General features: G+C 71.1%; 13 protein-coding genes. 6 read left to right on the top strand and 7 right to left on the bottom strand.

What is annotated here, in order from left to right:
- Position 1 precedes the first annotated feature (1 nt).
- Together OG496_RS13335 and OG496_RS13330 are read left to right on the top strand one after the other, a co-directional pair.
- Positions 2–397: a DUF742 domain-containing protein gene (locus tag OG496_RS13335; RefSeq protein WP_033282377.1), complete on the top strand. Its 396-nt coding sequence runs from the start codon at positions 2–4 to the stop codon at positions 395–397.
- A 52-nt stretch (positions 398–449) separates the two neighbouring features.
- Positions 450–1,055 (top strand): GTP-binding protein, encoded by a 606-nt coding sequence (locus tag OG496_RS13330; RefSeq protein WP_405971016.1) that lies wholly within the window; start codon positions 450–452, stop codon positions 1,053–1,055.
- Between the two features lie 102 nt (positions 1,056–1,157).
- On the opposite strand, the gene glpK is transcribed toward OG496_RS13330, so the two are convergent.
- From glpK to OG496_RS13305, 5 genes are all read right to left on the bottom strand, one after another.
- Positions 1,158–2,669 (bottom strand): glycerol kinase GlpK, encoded by a 1,512-nt coding sequence (glpK, locus tag OG496_RS13325; protein ID WP_366495407.1) that lies wholly within the window; start codon positions 2,667–2,669, stop codon positions 1,158–1,160.
- A gap of 91 nt (positions 2,670–2,760) precedes the next feature.
- Positions 2,761–3,486 (bottom strand): MIP/aquaporin family protein, encoded by a 726-nt coding sequence (locus OG496_RS13320; protein WP_363096632.1) that lies wholly within the window; start codon positions 3,484–3,486, stop codon positions 2,761–2,763.
- 334 nt (positions 3,487–3,820) lie between these two features.
- The gene (locus OG496_RS13315) at positions 3,821–5,473 is read right to left on the bottom strand and encodes an EAL domain-containing protein (RefSeq protein ID WP_405971015.1); all 1,653 of its coding nucleotides are present in this window, start codon (positions 5,471–5,473) and stop codon (positions 3,821–3,823) included.
- 100 nt (positions 5,474–5,573) lie between these two features.
- Positions 5,574–6,764, bottom strand: coding sequence for a lipid-transfer protein (locus tag OG496_RS13310; protein ID WP_405971014.1), 1,191 nt, complete (start codon positions 6,762–6,764; stop codon positions 5,574–5,576).
- A complete protein-coding gene (locus OG496_RS13305) occupies positions 6,761–7,186 on the bottom strand; it encodes a zinc ribbon domain-containing protein (RefSeq protein WP_366495404.1) in 426 nt (141 codons plus the stop codon). Before OG496_RS13305 ends, OG496_RS13310 begins: the two co-directional genes overlap by 4 nt.
- Positions 7,187–7,421: 235 nt before the next feature.
- Here OG496_RS13305 and OG496_RS13300 point away from each other — a divergent pair, with 235 nt between their 5' ends.
- A complete protein-coding gene (locus tag OG496_RS13300) occupies positions 7,422–7,958 on the top strand; it encodes an NUDIX domain-containing protein (protein ID WP_366495403.1) in 537 nt (178 codons plus the stop codon).
- 2 nt (positions 7,959–7,960) lie between these two features.
- Here the strand turns inward: OG496_RS13300 and OG496_RS13295 are convergent, their stop codons facing one another.
- Positions 7,961–10,327 carry a TIM-barrel domain-containing protein gene (locus tag OG496_RS13295; RefSeq protein WP_405971013.1) on the bottom strand — a complete coding sequence of 789 codons (2,367 nt, stop codon included), beginning with the start codon at positions 10,325–10,327 and terminating at the stop codon, positions 7,961–7,963.
- A 214-nt stretch (positions 10,328–10,541) separates the two neighbouring features.
- On the opposite strand from OG496_RS13295, the gene OG496_RS13290 reads away from it, so the two are divergent.
- The gene (locus tag OG496_RS13290) at positions 10,542–12,518 is read left to right on the top strand and encodes an acetoacetate--CoA ligase (protein ID WP_405971012.1); all 1,977 of its coding nucleotides are present in this window, start codon (positions 10,542–10,544) and stop codon (positions 12,516–12,518) included.
- A 21-nt stretch (positions 12,519–12,539) separates the two neighbouring features.
- Here the strand turns inward: OG496_RS13290 and OG496_RS13285 are convergent, their stop codons facing one another.
- Positions 12,540–13,865: an aminotransferase class I/II-fold pyridoxal phosphate-dependent enzyme gene (locus OG496_RS13285; RefSeq protein ID WP_405971011.1), complete on the bottom strand. Its 1,326-nt coding sequence runs from the start codon at positions 13,863–13,865 to the stop codon at positions 12,540–12,542.
- A gap of 111 nt (positions 13,866–13,976) precedes the next feature.
- Here OG496_RS13285 and OG496_RS13280 point away from each other — a divergent pair, with 111 nt between their 5' ends.
- A complete protein-coding gene (locus OG496_RS13280) occupies positions 13,977–15,185 on the top strand; it encodes an MFS transporter (protein WP_405971010.1) in 1,209 nt (402 codons plus the stop codon).
- A 22-nt stretch (positions 15,186–15,207) separates the two neighbouring features.
- Entirely contained in the window at positions 15,208–16,104 is an 897-nt protein-coding gene (locus OG496_RS13275; protein ID WP_405971009.1) for a hypothetical protein, read from the top strand.
- The last annotated feature ends 15 nt before the right edge of the window (positions 16,105–16,119 follow it).

Here is a 16,119-nt window from a genome sequence, read left to right as displayed (position 1 = left end):
CATGAGCGGAGACGGTCAGGGAAGAAGCCACTGGTTCGACGACGAGGCCGGACCGGTCGTCAGGCCGTACGCGATGACGCGCGGCCGCACCACCAGTGCGGCCCAGCACCGCCTCGACCTCATCGCGGTGGTGATCGCGGAGTCCCACGAGGACGACTCGGAAGCGGACCAGACGCTGTCCCCGGAGCACGTGGACATCGTCGGTCTGTGCCGTGACGCCCCGCAGTCGGTCGCCGAACTCGCCGCCGAACTCGACCTGCCCATCGGGGTGATACGGGTCCTCATCGGCGACCTCGTGGACGGCGAACTCGTCCATGTGTCACGTCCCGTACCCCCTGCGGAACTGGTGGACGAGAGTATTCTGCGCGACGTGATCTCCGGCCTCCGGGCCCTGTGAGCGGCGCGAGCCACCACCCCCTACCCCCATCATCAAGCAGGAGAAAAGACCGATGATCTTCGGGCGTTCTGAGCGAGGCAAGCCTCCGGTCGAGCCCGTCACGCTCAAGATCCTGGTGGCCGGCGGCTTCGGCGTGGGCAAGACCACCCTCGTCGGCGCGGTCAGCGAGATCCGGCCGCTGCGCACGGAGGAACTGCTCACCGAGGCAGGGCGTCCGGTCGACGACACCAGCGGGGTGGAGGGCAAGCACACCACCACCGTGGCCATGGACTTCGGCCGCATCACGCTGCGCGAGGACCTGGTGCTGTACCTCTTCGGCACGCCGGGCCAGGAGCGGTTCTGGTTCATGTGGGACGAGCTCTCCGAGGGCTCCCTGGGTGCCGTCGTGCTCGCCGACACCCGCCGCCTGGAGGACTGCTTCGCCGCCCTCGACTACTTCGAGCGGCGCTCCATACCCTTCGTCGTCGGCGTCAACTGCTTCGAGGGCGCCGACCGTTACCCCGTGGACGCCGTACGCCAGGCCCTCGACCTCGACGAGGACGTACCGCTCATGCTCTGCGACGCACGCGACCGCGCGTCGGTCAAGGAGGTCCTCATCGAGGTCGTCCAGCACGCGATGGCCTACGGCGCGAAGCGCCGCCAGAGCGTCATCAGCTGAGGTACGGGCGCGGCCCGTACCCACGCCGACCGGGGTACGGGCCGCGGCTCGCGGAACGACACGCACGCGCGTGTGCCGCGTGAACGACCCACGCGTGTGTGCCTAGTTGTCGCCGTCCTCCTGCCAGCCGAAGCTCTTCTCCACGGCCTTGCGCCAGTTGTGGTACTCGCGGTCCCGCACCGACGACTCCATGGACGGCGTCCACTCGACGTCCTTCTGCCAGTGCGACTTGAGCTCGTCCAGGTCGTTCCACACCCCGGTGGCGAGCCCGGCCGCGTAGGCGGCGCCCAGGCAGGTCGTCTCGGAGACCTTGGGCCGGATCACTGGCACCCCGAGGACATCCGCCTGATGCTGCATCAGCAGGTTGTTCTTGGTCATGCCGCCGTCCACCTTCAGGGTGGTGATCTGCACCCCGGAGTCCTGGAACATGGCGTCCACGACCTCGCGCGTCTGCCAGCTCGTCGCCTCCAGCACCGCGCGCGCGAGGTGCGCCTTCGTGACGTACCGGGTCAGCCCGGTGACGACTCCGCGCGCGTCGGAGCGCCAGTAGGGGGCGAACAGGCCGGAGAACGCGGGCACGATGTACGCGCCTCCGTTGTCGTCCACGCTCGCGGCGAGGGTCTCGATCTCGTCGGCGTTGCGGATGATGCCGAGTTGGTCGCGGAACCACTGAACGAGGGCGCCCGTTATGGCGATTGAGCCCTCCAGGCAGTAGACCGGCGCCTCACTGCCGATCTTGTAGCCCATCGTCGTGAGGAGCCCGTTCTTCGAAGGGACGGGCCGGTTCCCGGTGTTGAGAAGCAGGAAGCTGCCCGTGCCGTAGGTGTTCTTGGCCGTGCCCACGTCGTAGCAGGCCTGCCCGAAGACGGCGGCCTGCTGGTCGCCCAGGGCCGATGCCACGGGCACGCCCGCGAGTTGGCCGACCGCGGTGCCGTAGACCTCGGCGGAGGACTTGATCTCGGGGAGGACCGCCTCGGGGACGTTCATCGCGGAGAGGATGGCCGGGTCCCACTGGAGGGTCTCCAGGTTCATCAGCATGGTGCGCCCGGCATTCGTCACGTCGGTGACGTGCTTGCCGCCGTCGGTGCCGCCGGTGAGGTTCCAGATCAGCCAGGAGTCGATCGTGCCGAAGGCGATCTCGCCGCGTTCGGCACGGTCCCGGAGGCCGGGCACGTTGTCGAGCAGCCAGGCCGCCTTGGGGCCGGAGAAGTAGCTCGCGAGCGGCAGCCCGGTCTGCTCGCGGAAGCGGTCCGGCCCGTCCGAGCCGCCCAGTTGCTTGCACAGGGCCGCGGTGCGGGTGTCCTGCCACACGATGGCGTTGTGCACGGGTTTGCCGGTGGCGCGGTCCCAAAGGACCGTCGTCTCCCGCTGGTTGGTGATGCCGAGCGCGCTGAGCTGGTCGGCGCGCAGTCCCGCCTTGGCGATCGCCCCGGCGACCACCGCCTGCACCTTGGACCAGATCTCGGTGGCGTCGTGCTCCACCCAGCCCGGCTTGGGGAAGATCTGGCGGTGCTCGCGCTGGTCGACGGCGACGATCGCGCCGTCCTGGTTGAAGACGATGCAGCGGCTGGAGGTGGTGCCCTGGTCGATTGCGGCGACGAACCTGTCCGTCATGACGACCCCTTTGTCGTGTCCCTCGGGTCCTCCGAAGGACTGCTCCCGTCCTTCGGAGGGCTGCTTTCGGAAGACTGATCGAACACTGCTGTCAGAAGGCTGCGTTGAAGATGACTCCGGCGAGCGCCCCGCCGATCAGCGGTCCCACCACCGGGATCCACGCGTAACTCCAGTCCGAGGTGCCCTTGTTCGGGATCGGGAGCAGCGAGTGGACGATGCGCGGGCCCAGGTCACGGGCCGGGTTGATGGCGTACCCGGTGGGACCGCCGAGGGACAGACCGATGCCGACCACCAGGAAGGACACGACCAGCACCGCCGTGCCGGACGTACCGAGTCCCTTGGTGAGCCCGAAGGCCAGGATCGGCAGGACCAGCGCGATCGTCGCGATGATCTCCGTCATCAGGTTCGCCACGACATTGCGGATCGTGGGCGTGGTGGAGAAGATCCCGAGCGTGGGCTGGGCCATCTCCTCCTCGGCGTTGGCCTGGAACTGCGCGTAGTAGACGAGCCAGCACAGCACCGCGCCGAGCATGGCGCCGACCATCTGCCCCGCGATGTAGAGCGGGACCTTGTCCCACTTCCCGGTGTCGATGGCGATGCCGATCGTGACGGCTGGATTGAGCTGCCCGCCGGACAGCGGTGCGGCGGTGTACGCCCCGGCCATCACGCCGAAGCCCCATCCGAAGGCGATGACGATCCAACCGGAGTTCTGTGCCTTGGAGTAGTTCAGTACGACGGCGGCGACCACGCCGGCGCCGAAGAGGATCAGTATCGCGGTGCCGATGACCTCACCGAGGAATATGTCTCCATTGCTCATGGCGGCTCCTAGGCCCTCGCCCGGGACGGTCGGCCCCGGTCCTCCGTGCAGGGTGCGGTTCCCTTGGCGACTTCAGCCGAAGGCAGGGAGGGTCCCGAACCCCGCCCGGCGTCCGTGACGAGCGTGCCGTCGCAGCCGAATCGCCCGTGGGAGTGGGCCTGAGCGCAGGCAGAGCCCGCGCGGCGCAGTGCCTGGTACGCCGAGAATGTACGGCGATGTCGACCGACACCGGGAAGTGTTCACCGGTGCCTGTGGAGCGTCAAGGTCGCGGACGGCAACGGTGACACCCGCCCTGACGGCCCCTGGGGCCCCATAGGAGGCCGTCGGGCCGCGCTCAGCGCCCGGGGGACTCCGCGGCTGTGCAGGGGGCCTGTGCGGGCGTCACATGTGATCCGCGGAGGATCTCGTAGTCGCCCCGTTCCGCCCGGCCCAGCACCCAACTCGTGCCGTCCAGCGCCTTCGCGGCCTTCTTCAGCGGCGCCAGACACGCGGCCACCTGCCGGTGGCCGGTCACCCCGCCCGGCACGCACAGGACGGTGGCCAGGGACAGCGTCACGGCCCTGCCGCCCGCCTCCCAGGGAACGTCGAGCACGGCGGCGGCCAGCGGACGCAGCCCCTCCGGATCGGTGAGCACCAGGAAGTCGTCCCCGCCGATGTGCCCCACGCGTGTGTGCCCGGTCGCCGCCTGCTGCAGCGCGCGCCCCACCGAGCGGATCAGTTCGTCGCCCGCCGCGAAACCGGCCCCGTCGTTGACCTGCTTGAAGTGGTCGACATCCAGCCAACTCAGCGCGAACGTCCGCCCGTCCGCGATCCGCCGGTCCACCTCGCCGGTGATCGCGTCCGAACCGGGCAGCCTGGTCAGCGGGTTGAGACCGGCGGCCTCCTCCACCCGCGTCTCGGCCAACGTCCGCACCAGATCGGCGAGTCGTACGACGCCGACACACCGCCCGTACCGGTCGACCACGGCCACATCGTCCGACGTACGGTCCCGGTCGCCGACCGCGACCACGTCCAGGACCTCCCAGGCGGTCGCGTCGACGCCGACCGTCCGCGGCACGTCCCCGAGCTTGGCCGCGGGCCGGTCGGCGTACAGGGCGTGGCCGTAGCGCCCCGACATCGACAGCAGGAAGCGCGACCGGTGCACCGAGCGGACCGGCATCCCGTCCCGGTCCACGAGGACCACCCCGGAGACGTCCGGCGAGCCGGTCAGCAGCGCCCGCACCTGACCGGCGGACGCGGTGTCGGGCAGGAGCGCGGCCGGCCGTACGAACTCCCGCACCCAGGGCCCTGACGGCGGTGTCGTCGCGAGACCGGGGGCGCGGGGCGGAACGTATACGTCCGCCGTGGGGATCCGCGTCGGCGGCGCGAACAGCTCGCCCTGCGCCAACTGGGCCCCGGCCGACCGCGCGGTCGCGCACTGCGTCTCGGTCTCGACGCCCTCCACGGACAGCAGGGCGCCCAACTGCTCGCACAGGGTCCGCATCGCCCGCACCGCGGCCGGCCGCTCCAGCAGCGACGCGTCGAGCTTCACCAGGTCGGGCGCGAGGTCCGTGAGCAGCCGCAGGGGTACGTCACCGTCGCCGACGCCGTCCGCGCAGATCCGGAACCCCTGGCCGCGCAGCTCGGACACCGCCTCCAGGAGCGCCCGTTGGGGCACGTGCGTGTACGGCGGGACGATGTCGATCGTGACTTCCCACGGGAGCCGCCCCGCCTCGCGCACCGCGCTGTGCAGCGGGGTGAGCCCGCCGAGGTCGGCGAGGGTGCCGGCGAACACGTTGATGTGCAGCGGCAGCAGCGTCTCCTTGCGCGCGGCGGCGCGGACTGCCAACACGGCGAGCCTGCCGTCGAGTTCGGGGTCGCGGCGGGCCTCGGCCAGGATGTCCCCGGTCTCCGGGCGGACGAGGACCTCCAGCCCCGCGACCCCACCGGTGGTCAGATTGACCACCGGCTGGAAGGCGAAGCGGAGAGTGTCCGTCGAGGAGCGCACGGCAGCATGATGACGCCACCGGCGTACGCCGAGGCCCAGTTCATAAGACGTTCACGCAGCCTTGCGGGCTGATCACACCGTGTGCGCGGTGCGCCGTCGGTCACCGCACGGCGAGCACCGCCGACCCGTGCCCGAACAGCCCCTGGTTCGCGGTGAGCCCCACTCGCGCGCCCGTAACCTGCCGGTCACCGGCGTCGCCTCTCAACTGCCAGGTCAACTCGCAGACCTGGGCGATGGCCTGCGCCGGAACCGCCTCCCCGAAGGAGGCCAGTCCACCGCTGGCGTTCACGGGTATGCGCCCGCCCAGGGCCGTCGCGCCCTCCCGGAGCAGCTTGGCGCCCTCGCCCTCGCCGCACAGCCCCAGATCCTCGTACCACTGCAGCTCCAGGGCGGTGGACAGGTCGTAGACCTCGGCCAGGGAGAGCTCTTCGGGGCCGACGCCCGCCTCCTCGTAGGCCGCGCGGGCGATCGACGCCCGGAACGTCTCGTCCGGGGGTGCCACCGCTGCCGCGGAGTCCGTGGCGATGTCCGGGAGGTCCAGCACGGTGTTGGGATAGCGCGGCGTCACCGTGGACACCGCCCGGATCCGCACCGGGTCCGGCGCCCCGTGCCGGCGCGCGAACTCCATGCTGGACAGCACCAGGGCGGCCCCGCCGTCCGAGGTGGCGCAGATGTCGAGCAGCCGCAGCGGATCGGCGACCACCGCGGAGGCGGCGACCTCCTCGGCGGAGACCCGCTTGCGGTAGCGCGCGTACGGATTCAGCGCCCCCAGGGCGGCGTTCTTCACCTTGACCTGGGCGAAGTCCTCCGGGGTGTCCCCGTAGAGGGCCATCCGCCGTCGCGCGTACAGCCCGAAGTACGTCGGATTCGTCGCCCCGAGGACCCGGAAGCGCAGCCAGTCCGGATCGTCGTGCCGCTCGCCGCCGGCCGGCCGGAAGAACCCCTTGGGGGCGGCATCGGCGCCCACGACCAGCACCACGTCCGCGAGCCCCGAAAGGATCTGCGCCCGCGCCGCGTTGACGGCCTGCGCCCCGGACGCGCACGCCGCGTACACGCTCGCCACCCGGGCACCCTGCCAACCCAGCGCCTTCGCGAACGTCGCGCCCGCCACATACCCGGGATATCCGCCACGCACCGTGTCCGCGCCGACGATCGAGCCGACGTCCCGCCACTCCAGCCCGGCGTCGGCGAGCGCCGCCCGGGCCGCCGCCGTCCCGTACTCGACGAAGCCCCGCCCCCACTTCCCCCAGGGGTGCATGCCCGCGCCGAGCACCGCCACGTCCGCCGTCATGCCGTCACCCCCGCAGGCCGCCAGTGCCACGTCGTCCAGGTCGTCTCCGTGTCCTCACTCAGCACACCGGGGACGACCTCCATCACCATGCCCACCGTCAGATCGGCGACGGTGATCCCGGGAACCGCCTGTCCCAGCACCACGATCCGCTCGGACTCCAGCTCCACAGCGATCAACGCGTACGGTTCCCACGGAAGTTCCGGATCGCTCACATACGGTGACGGTGGCCGGTACCGGCTGTCCGTGTACGACCAGACCCGGCCGCTCCGCGACAGCGGGACCTCCGCCAACTCGCCGCCCCCGCAGGCCGGATTGCGGCAGTGGCCGTCCTCACGCGGGAAGAAGACCGAGGCGCACGCGGAACAGCGCGTGCCGAGGAGCCGGAAGTCGTCCCCGTCCCCGGTGAACCAATCGGTGACCACAGGTGTGCGTGTCCGCGACAACGTCCCTCCACAGCACTGGATCTGACGGAACGTCAGAAGTGTGCCACGGGCAACGGAAAATGAGCAGGGCGTTTCGGTGAACCATCGAGCCACTTACGGCGTCGTCGTATCGGGAGAGACGGCCGGGGCCCACGGGGGTGGTTCCGGCCGTTTCCCGTTCACGCGCGCGGCCCCCGGAAAGACGCCCTCTGCTTGATCGGATACAGTCCGCCGGGTGTCCGAAACTCAAGCCTCCGTCCCCAACTCCGGGCCGAACAGCCACTGTTCGAGCTGCGGATCGCCCTACGGAGAGGGCGTCTCCGGCTGGCCCCGTACCTGCCCGGCCTGCGGAACCGTCGCGTACCGCAACCCGCTGCCCGTAGCCGTCGCACTCCAGCCCGTGTACGACACGAAGGGCACCGCCCTGGTCGTCATCACCCGAACCGTGTCCCCCGCGCGCGGAGGCGTCGCCCTGCCGGGCGGTTACGTCGACGACCGCGAGGACTGGCGACAGGCCCTCGTCCGCGAACTCAGGGAGGAGACGGGCATCGACTCCGCGAGCCGCGACGTACGGCTCGTCGACGCCATCAGCTCGCCCGACGGGCATCTCCTGCTCTTCGGAGTCCTCCCCGAGCGCCCGGTCGAGGGACTGCCCAAGTCCGTCGCCACCGACGAGACGGAAGGCTGGCACCTTCTGCGCCGGCCGGAGGAGCTCGCCTTCCCGCTGCACTCCGTGGCCGTCAAGGCCTGGTTCGAGGGCCGGTACATCTGAGGTCAGCCCTCACCCAGCCCTCGCACCCGCACCGGGTAGGACGGCGCGCTCACGCCGTCCTCCAACTCCCGCTCCACGACCACCCGTCGGCCCTCCCAGCGGGCGACGTACCGCTCGATCTCCGGTTCGTCCCAGCCGTCGCCCGCGTCCGGCACCACCAGCCCGCCCCCGGTCCGCCCCCGGGCGGGCGCCCACACCTCCAGCTCCAGGCCGCCGTCCGCGCCCCGCACCGGCAGCACCGCACCCGCGCGCGCGAGCACCGGAATCCGCGACAACGGGGCGTCGACGAGAATCTGGGCCGGCCCCTCGTAGGCCTGCTCCGTCTCCGTGTCGTACCAGCGCCCCCGCGGCAACTGCACCGCACGCCGGTCCGACCCGGGGTCGAGTACCGGCGCCACCAGGAGACAGTCCCCGAGCAGGAACGCGTCCTCGCAGTCCCGTAGGGCGCGATCCTCCGGCGCACCCCACCACAGGGGCCGCACATAGGGCGCTCCGGTCCGCCGCGCGAGATGCGCCAGCGTCATGAAGTACGGCAGCAGCCGCCGCCGTTCGACGAGTGCCACGCGCGCGTGCTCCAGCACGTCGGCACCGAACTCCCAGGGCTCCCGGCGCCCCGCCCGCAGGCTCGCGTGGGTGCGGAACAGCGGCAGATACGCGCCGAGTTGGAACCAGCGCAGATACAGCTCGGGCGAGGGACTCCCGTCGAAGCCGCCCACGTCCGGACCCGAGTACGGGACCCCGCACAGCCCGAGCCCCATGACCAGCGACAGCGAGGCCCGCAACCCCGGCCAGCCGGTGGCCACATCGCCGGACCAGGTGCCCCCGTAGGACTGCATCCCGGCCCACCCGGAGCGCGAGAAGAGGAACGGCCGCTCCTGGGGGGCCAGTTCGCGCAACGCCTCGTAGGCGGCCCTGGCCATGCACAGCGCGTACACGTTGTGCGCCTCACGATGGTCCCCGCCCCGCCCCTCCAGGTCGTGCCGAGCCGAACGGGGCAGGGTCGACTCCCCGAAGGCCGTGAAGGACGTGGGCTCGTTCATGTCGTGCCAGAAACCCGCGAACCCCTGCGCGAGCCGCTCCTTGTAGAGCGAGCCCCACCAGTCACGCACACGCGCGTGCGTGAAGTCCGGGAAAACGGCCTCCCCGGGCCATACGACGCCCCGCACCAGCCGCCCCGAGGCGTCCCGCACGAAGGCGTCCTCGGCCGTCCCGCTGTCGTAGACGGCGTTTCCCGGCTCGGCCTTCACCGCGGGGTCGACGATCGACACCAGGCGGATGCCGTCCCGTCGCAACTCCTCGGCGAGCACCGGCAGTTCCGGGAAGCGCTCGTGGTCGACGGTGAACACCTGGTGCTCGTCGTAGTGGTCGATGTCCAGGTGGACGGCGTCCAGCGGCAGGCCGCGCTCCTGGTAGCCGGCGACGATCCGCCGTATCTCCTGCTCGCTGCCGAAGCCCCACCGCGCGTGATGGTGGCCCAGCGCCCACGCCGGCGGCAGCGCGGGAGCGCCGGTGAGCGAGGCCCAGGCGTGCAGCACGCGCGCGGGGGTGCCGACCATCACCCAGCAGCGCAGCGGGCCGCCGTCCATCCGCAGCTCGGACGCCCCGGCCCGGTCGTGCCCGGAACCGGCGCCCTCCTCGCCCTCCCGCAGAGTCACCGTGCCGTCCCAGGAGGTGTCGTGGAACACCAGATGCGTGGCCGCGTCGGCGACCACCAACTGCACCGGCATGGTGATGTACAGCGGATCGTCACCCGGCGCGAAGGCGTGCCCGGGGTCGGTGTTCCACAGTCGGTACGTCCCGTCGCGCAGCCGCGGGCCCGACGCGCGACCGCCCAGCCCGAAGAACCGGGCGTCCGCCGCCACCTCCGAGCGCTGCATCCAGCGAGCCGTGCCCCCGCCCACCGGCTCCCACCAACGCGGCGGCAGATCCCGGCGCAGCGTCACACCTCCGGGCGTACGCACCTCGACCGCGCCGTGCCGCGACACCGCGACCGTCACCCGCTCCGCCACGACCCGCCAGCCGCCGTCCTTGTCCGGCTCCAGGACCGCCCGGGGATCCGGCTCCGGGCAACGCCCGCCGAGCGCGTACGACGGCTCAGGACCGGCCCCGTCCCAGCCCCAGAAGACAGCTCCGTTCACGGCGACGGTGATGCGCAGCTCGGAGCGGCTGAACCGGACGACCCCGCCGCCGGGCCCCGGCTCCGCCTCGCGCACCGGCCCGGGGACACGAGCCCGCTCAGCGCCCCGCGAGGGCAGCCCGGTGGCGTCGGCACGCCTTCTGCGCCATGCCGCCCGTACGGTACGCAAACCCTGCGCCGCCCCCGTCGAGCCGACCACCTTCACCGAACGCACCAGGTCACGACCGTCCATGCTGCTCACCCTGCCATTACAAGCCCCGGATAACCGTGTCGTTCAACTGCCGTTCACCCGTGGTGGGACCACATCTTCACGACACGGACCATGTGGGGCCTGCCCTGGTGCAGAAGTCGATCACATGGCATCGTCCGTGTCAGCCGCGTCACGCGCACACCCCCGCACGTGCGCGACCGACGCACACGACGCGCACAGTCCCGGGAGCCGCCCCATGTCGACCGCGAACCCCCTGCCGCTCTGGCAGCCAGATCCGGAACGCATCGCCCAGGCACAGGTCACCAAGTTCCAGTCCTGGGCGGCCGAACACCACGGAGCCCCCTCCGACGGCGGCTACGCGGCCCTGCACCGCTGGTCCGTCGACGAACTGGACACCTTCTGGCAGGCCGTCACCCAGTGGTTCGACGTCCGGTTCTCGACCCCCTACGCGCGCGTGCTCGGCGACCGCTCGATGCCCGGCGCCCACTGGTTCCCCGGAGCGACCCTCAACTACGCCGAGCACGCCCTGCGCGCCGCGACGACCCGCGCCCACGAACCGGCCCTCCTGTACGTCGACGAGACCCACGAGCCGAGCCCGGTCACCTGGGCGGAGCTGCGCCGCCAGGTCGGCTCCCTGGCCGCCGAACTGCGCACCATCGGCGTACGCCCCGGAGACCGCGTCAGCGGCTACCTCCCGAACATCCCGCAGGCCGTCGTCGCCCTGCTCGCCACAGCGGCCGTGGGAGGCGTCTGGACGTCCTGCGCCCCCGACTTCGGCGCCCGCAGCGTCCTCGACCGCTTCCAACAGGTCGAACCGGTCGTCCTGTTCACCGTCGACGGCTACCGCTACGGCGGCAAGGAGCACGACCGCCGCGACACGGTCGCCGAACTCCGCCGCGAACTCCCCACCCTGCGCGCCGTGGTCCACATCCCCCTCCTGGGAACCGACGCCCCCGAGGGCGCCCTGGAGTGGTCGTCCCTGACCTCGGCCGACGTGGAGCCCGTCTTCGAAGAGGTCCCCTTCGAGCACCCCTTGTGGGTGCTCTACTCCTCGGGCACGACCGGCCTCCCCAAGGCCATCGTCCAGTCCCAGGGCGGCATCCTCGTAGAACACCTCAAACAACTCGGCCTGCACTGCGACCTGGGCCCCGAGGACCGCTTCTTCTGGTACACGTCCACCGGCTGGATGATGTGGAACTTCCTCGTCTCCGGCCTCCTGACGGGCACGACGATCGTCCTCTACGACGGCAGCCCCGGGTACCCCGACATCGGCGCCCAGTGGCGCATCGCGGAACGCACCGGGGCGACCCTCTACGGCACCTCGGCCGCGTACGTCATGGCCTGCCGCAAGGCGGGCCTGCATCCGTCCCGGGACTTCGACCTCTCCAAGGTGAAGTGCGTCGCCACCACCGGATCACCCCTGCCCCCGGACGGGTTCCGCTGGCTGCACGACGAGTTCGCAGAGAGCGGGGCCGACCTGTGGATCGCCTCGGTCAGCGGCGGCACGGACGTCTGCTCCTGCTTCGCGGGAGCCGTACCGACCCTCCCGGTGTACATCGGCGAACTCCAGGCTCCCGGCCTCGGCACCGACCTCCAGTCCTGGGACCCGAACGGCGAACCCCTCGTCGACGAGGTCGGCGAACTCGTGGTCACCAACCCCATGCCGTCCATGCCGATCTACTTCTGGAACGACCCCGAAGGCACCCGCTACCACGACAGCTACTTCGACACGTACCCCGGAGTGTGGCGCCACGGCGACTGGATCACCGTGACCTCGCGAGGCTCCGTCGTCATCCACGGCCGCTCCGACTCCACGCTCAACAGGCAGGGCGTGCGCATGGGTTCGGCCGACATCTACGAAGCGGTCGAACGACTCCCGGAGATCAGGGAATCCCTCGTCATCGGCATCGAACAGCCCGACGGCGGCTACTGGATGCCCCTCTTCGTCCACCTCGCCCCCGGAGCCGTCCTCGACGACGCCCTCCTGAGCCGCATCAAGCTGACCATCCGCGAACAGCTCTCCCCACGCCACGTACCCGACGAGGTCATCGAGGTGCCCGGCGTCCCGCACACCCTCACGGGGAAGCGCATCGAGGTCCCCGTCAAACGCCTCCTCCAGGGCACCCCATTGGAGAAGGCGGTCAACCCGGGCTCCATCGACAACCTCGACCTGCTGAGCTTCTACGAGGACCTCGCCCGCAAGCGCGTCTGATCGCCCTCCAGTGGAGGGCGATCACCCTCCATAGGTGGCCTCGGACTCGCCCTCGCCGAGCACAGCGGCGAAGTCCGAGGCCAGCCGCGCCGCGTCGGCCGGTTCGAGCTCGGCGACGGAGATCCGTACGCCCGGCTCGGACGACAGCCGGAAGCGCGCCCCTGCGGCGACCCACCAGCCGTACGACCGCAGCCCGTTGACCACCGCGGACTCGTCGCGCACGGGCACCCAGAGGTTCATGCCGCTCGCCCCGTGCGCGTCGATTCCCCGCCCGCTCAAGTCCTTGCGGAGGGTCTCCCGGCGCAGCACATAAGCCTCCTGCGCGCGCAGGACCAACGCGCGCGTGCCGTCGTCCGTCATCAGCCCGTGGACGGTCTCCTGGAGGAGATGACTGACCCAGCCGGACGTCAGCAGCAACCGTCCGTCGTGCCGTGCCAGCGTGACCGGATCGCAGGCGGCCGCGGCCCACCGCAGGTCGGTGCCGAGGAACTTGCTCACCGTCCGCACATGCACCCAACGCGACAGCCCACCCGAGGCCAGCGACCACAGGGGAGCGGCCACCACGGAGGACGCGTGATCGTTCTCCACGACCAGCACCTCCGGCTCATCCCTGAGTACCTCGACGAGCTCGTCCCGGCGCGCTGCCGAGAAGCAGCCCCCGTACGGATTCTGCGCCCGGGGACTGCACACCACGGCGCGCACACCCGCCCGCAGCGCCGCGCGCAGGGCATCGGGACGCATGCCCTCGTCGTCCACGGCGACAGGCACCAACCGCAGCCCCAACGCCGTGACCAGATCCAGGAGATGGTGATAACCAGGGTCCTCCATGGCGACGGCGTCCCCGGGCCGCAACTCCACGGACAGCAGCCGCCCGATCAGATCCAGCGCCCCGTGCGCGAAGGTCACGTGCTCAACGGGCACACCGTCGGGCCGAAGCCACTGCCGTACGGCCTCCTCCAACCGCGCCAGCCGCGGCGTCGACCGGTGGGACCGCGCACCGGGGGAGAGCCGTGAAGGCGGCACCAGGGCCGGCAGGAACGCGGGATCGGGGTGCCCACCGGCCAGGTCCCGCAAGCCTTCCGGGACCCGGGGCGGCCGCCGCGACGCCACCGCCGGAGCCTGCGCCACCACCGTCCCGCCCCGCCCGCGCGTGACGACGATGCCCCGCTGCCGCAACTCCTTGTACGCCGTGGCGACGGTCCCCGGACTCACCCCGAGCCCGTCCGCGAGCCGTCGCACCGGAGGCAGCGCGGCACCCGGCCCCAACGCCCCCTCGGCCACACGCCGTTCGACGGACGCGGCAATCCCCTTGGCCGTCGTACCACTGATCCCATATTGTATTGCCACGCCAATTACTATGTATCAATACATAATTCAACGCAAGGGGGAGCAGTGGGCAGGACGAGTCGCGCAGCCGTACGGCCGAAACGCATACCCGGAGGACGCGACGGCCGCAGAATGCTCGCGATCGCCCTCGTCGACCGCACCGGCAGCGGCCTGTGGGCCTCCGTGTCCGTCCTGTACTTCACCTACGTCTCGCATCTCTCCGTGGCCCAGGTGGGCACCCTCGCCGCCATCGCCGGGGCCATCGGCATCGCCGGCGCACCCCTGGGAGGGCGCCTCGCCGACAGGTTCCCGCTCACCCGCGTCCTCGTAGCCCTCCAACTCCTGCGCGCCCTGGCCTCGTTCGCCCTGCTCACCACCGACAACTACGTCCTGCTGATCGTCTTCTCGGCCGCCGGCGGCTTCGGTGACCGCGCCGCCAACGTGCTCACCAAGCTCTACGCCACCCGCGTCGCAGGCCCGGACCGCATCCGCTACCAGGCCATCAGCCGAACCGCGGCCAACGCCGGCTGGGCCCTGGGCGGCCTCACCGCCGCGGCCGCCCTCGCCCTCGGCACAACCGCCGCCTACCACTGGCTCCTCCTCGGCGACGCCCTCTCCTTCGTCGCGGTCGCGACCCTCACCGTGGGCTGCGGCGAACCCCCGTCGCCACAGCGCACCGTAGCGACGTCGAAGGACGCGCCACCCGTGAGCAGGCCACCGAACCCCTGGCGCGACCGCACCTACCTCGCGTACGTCGCGACCGAGACCGTCCTCTTCCTCGACGACGCCGTCTTCAAGGTCGGCCTGCCACTCTGGATCGCCCACGCCGGCGACGCACCGCACGGACTGGCACCCCTGCTGATGGTTTTCAACAACGTGATGGTGGTGGCGCTCATCGTCCCCCTGGCCCGCTTCGCCACCTCGACGGCGGCCACCCGCAACCTGCTGATACCGCTCTCCGTCGCTTTCGCCCTGGGCGGCGCCACCCTGGCGCTGTCGGCCACCGGCGGAGCCGTCACGGCGATCGTGCTCCTCACCGCCTCGGCAGCGGCCTTCACCATGGCGGAAATGCTCCACGCCACCATCTCGTGGGAACTCTCCGTCGCCCTCGCACCCCACACCGCACAGGGCGCCTACCTCGGCGTGCACGGACTCGCCCAGTCCACCCAGCGCAGCATCGGCCCACTCGCGGTCACCGCGGCCATCGCCACTGGTCCCGTCGGCTGGACCGTCTTCGGCGCCACCATCGCTCTGACCTGCATGATTCAGCACCGCCTGGTCCGCGAGCCACTGGCTCGGACGCCGTTGTCAGTGCCGCCGGTTACTGTGAGTGAGCATTGATCGACCGTGCACAGGGGGAAACATGGCGCACACCGACCACCAGACCATGCGACGCGTTCTGCGCCGCGAAATCGCGGGCACCATCGGCCTGTTGACCGACGAGCAGGACTTCAGCGCCATGCGGCGCTATCGCAGCTTCACCTTCGACGACCACACCGCCTACCTCCAGCAGGTGGAGGCACTCCTCAGGAGCCGCGCCCTCCAGGGCAGCCACACCAGCGTGGCCCTGTTCGACCCCGAGGAATACGCCGAGTTCTGCGCCGGCAGCGACCTCGACCCCGACAACCCGTCGAGCCGCGCCCGCTTCACCGCCGAACTCGCGGCCACCGGCCCCACCCTGCTCTACGAAGGCCAGCCCCTGGCCGACCTCCTCCCGGCCCTGGTCGACGAGGCCGTCCGCCAGGCGACCTGGGAGTACGCGACCACACTCCTCGCCCGCCTCGGCGCCTGCGCCTCCTGCGGCGAGGACATCGGCCGCGCCGCCTTCACCCGGGCCTCCGGCCTCCTCATCCGCATCCTCGACACAGCCCGACCCGGCAACCGACACCTCGTCTGCAGCGTCTCGGGAGCACCGGAAACCATCGTCTCCGTCCTCCACGCCGACCAGGACGAGGACGGCACCACACACCTGGACGACGCCGAGGCCTTCGAATTCACCACGATCCTCGCCCTCGGCCTCGCCACCCGAAGCCCCGGCGGCCTCGTCATGCGCACCACCAGCCCCACCAGCCCCGACTGCATCTACGGCTGGCGCCTGCGCGGCGACGGCCTGGAGGCCCTGACCGCCGGCGAGGTCTTCGACGCCTACTGCACCGACGTCGAATCCGGCGACCTCATCTCCCCGGAATCAGGCGTCGACTACTGCGTACCGCCGGACCTCGGAGATCTAGAGCCACCCCAAGGAGGACACCACCACTGAACACGCCAGGGGCGC

The organism is Streptomyces sp. NBC_00988 (genome assembly GCF_045162645.1).
GTDB lineage: Bacteria > Actinomycetota > Actinomycetes > Streptomycetales > Streptomycetaceae > Streptomyces.
This window is presented reverse-complemented; position numbering and strand designations above follow the sequence as displayed.

Excerpts from the sequence above, each read along its gene's own strand:
- OG496_RS13335 (WP_033282377.1), top strand. The coding sequence starts at position 2 with ATGAGCGGAGACGGTCAGGGAAGAAGCCACTGGTTCGACGACGAGGCC.
- OG496_RS13330 (WP_405971016.1), top strand. The coding sequence starts at position 450 with ATGATCTTCGGGCGTTCTGAGCGAGGCAAGCCTCCGGTCGAGCCCGTC.
- glpK (WP_366495407.1), bottom strand. The coding sequence starts at position 2,669 with ATGACGGACAGGTTCGTCGCCGCAATCGACCAGGGCACCACCTCCAGC.
- OG496_RS13320 (WP_363096632.1), bottom strand. The coding sequence starts at position 3,486 with ATGAGCAATGGAGACATATTCCTCGGTGAGGTCATCGGCACCGCGATA.
- OG496_RS13310 (WP_405971014.1), bottom strand. The coding sequence starts at position 6,764 with ATGACGGCGGACGTGGCGGTGCTCGGCGCGGGCATGCACCCCTGGGGG.
- OG496_RS13295 (WP_405971013.1), bottom strand. The coding sequence starts at position 10,327 with ATGGACGGTCGTGACCTGGTGCGTTCGGTGAAGGTGGTCGGCTCGACG.
- OG496_RS13290 (WP_405971012.1), top strand. The coding sequence starts at position 10,542 with ATGTCGACCGCGAACCCCCTGCCGCTCTGGCAGCCAGATCCGGAACGC.
- OG496_RS13280 (WP_405971010.1), top strand. The coding sequence starts at position 13,977 with ATGCTCGCGATCGCCCTCGTCGACCGCACCGGCAGCGGCCTGTGGGCC.
- OG496_RS13275 (WP_405971009.1), top strand. The coding sequence starts at position 15,208 with ATGGCGCACACCGACCACCAGACCATGCGACGCGTTCTGCGCCGCGAA.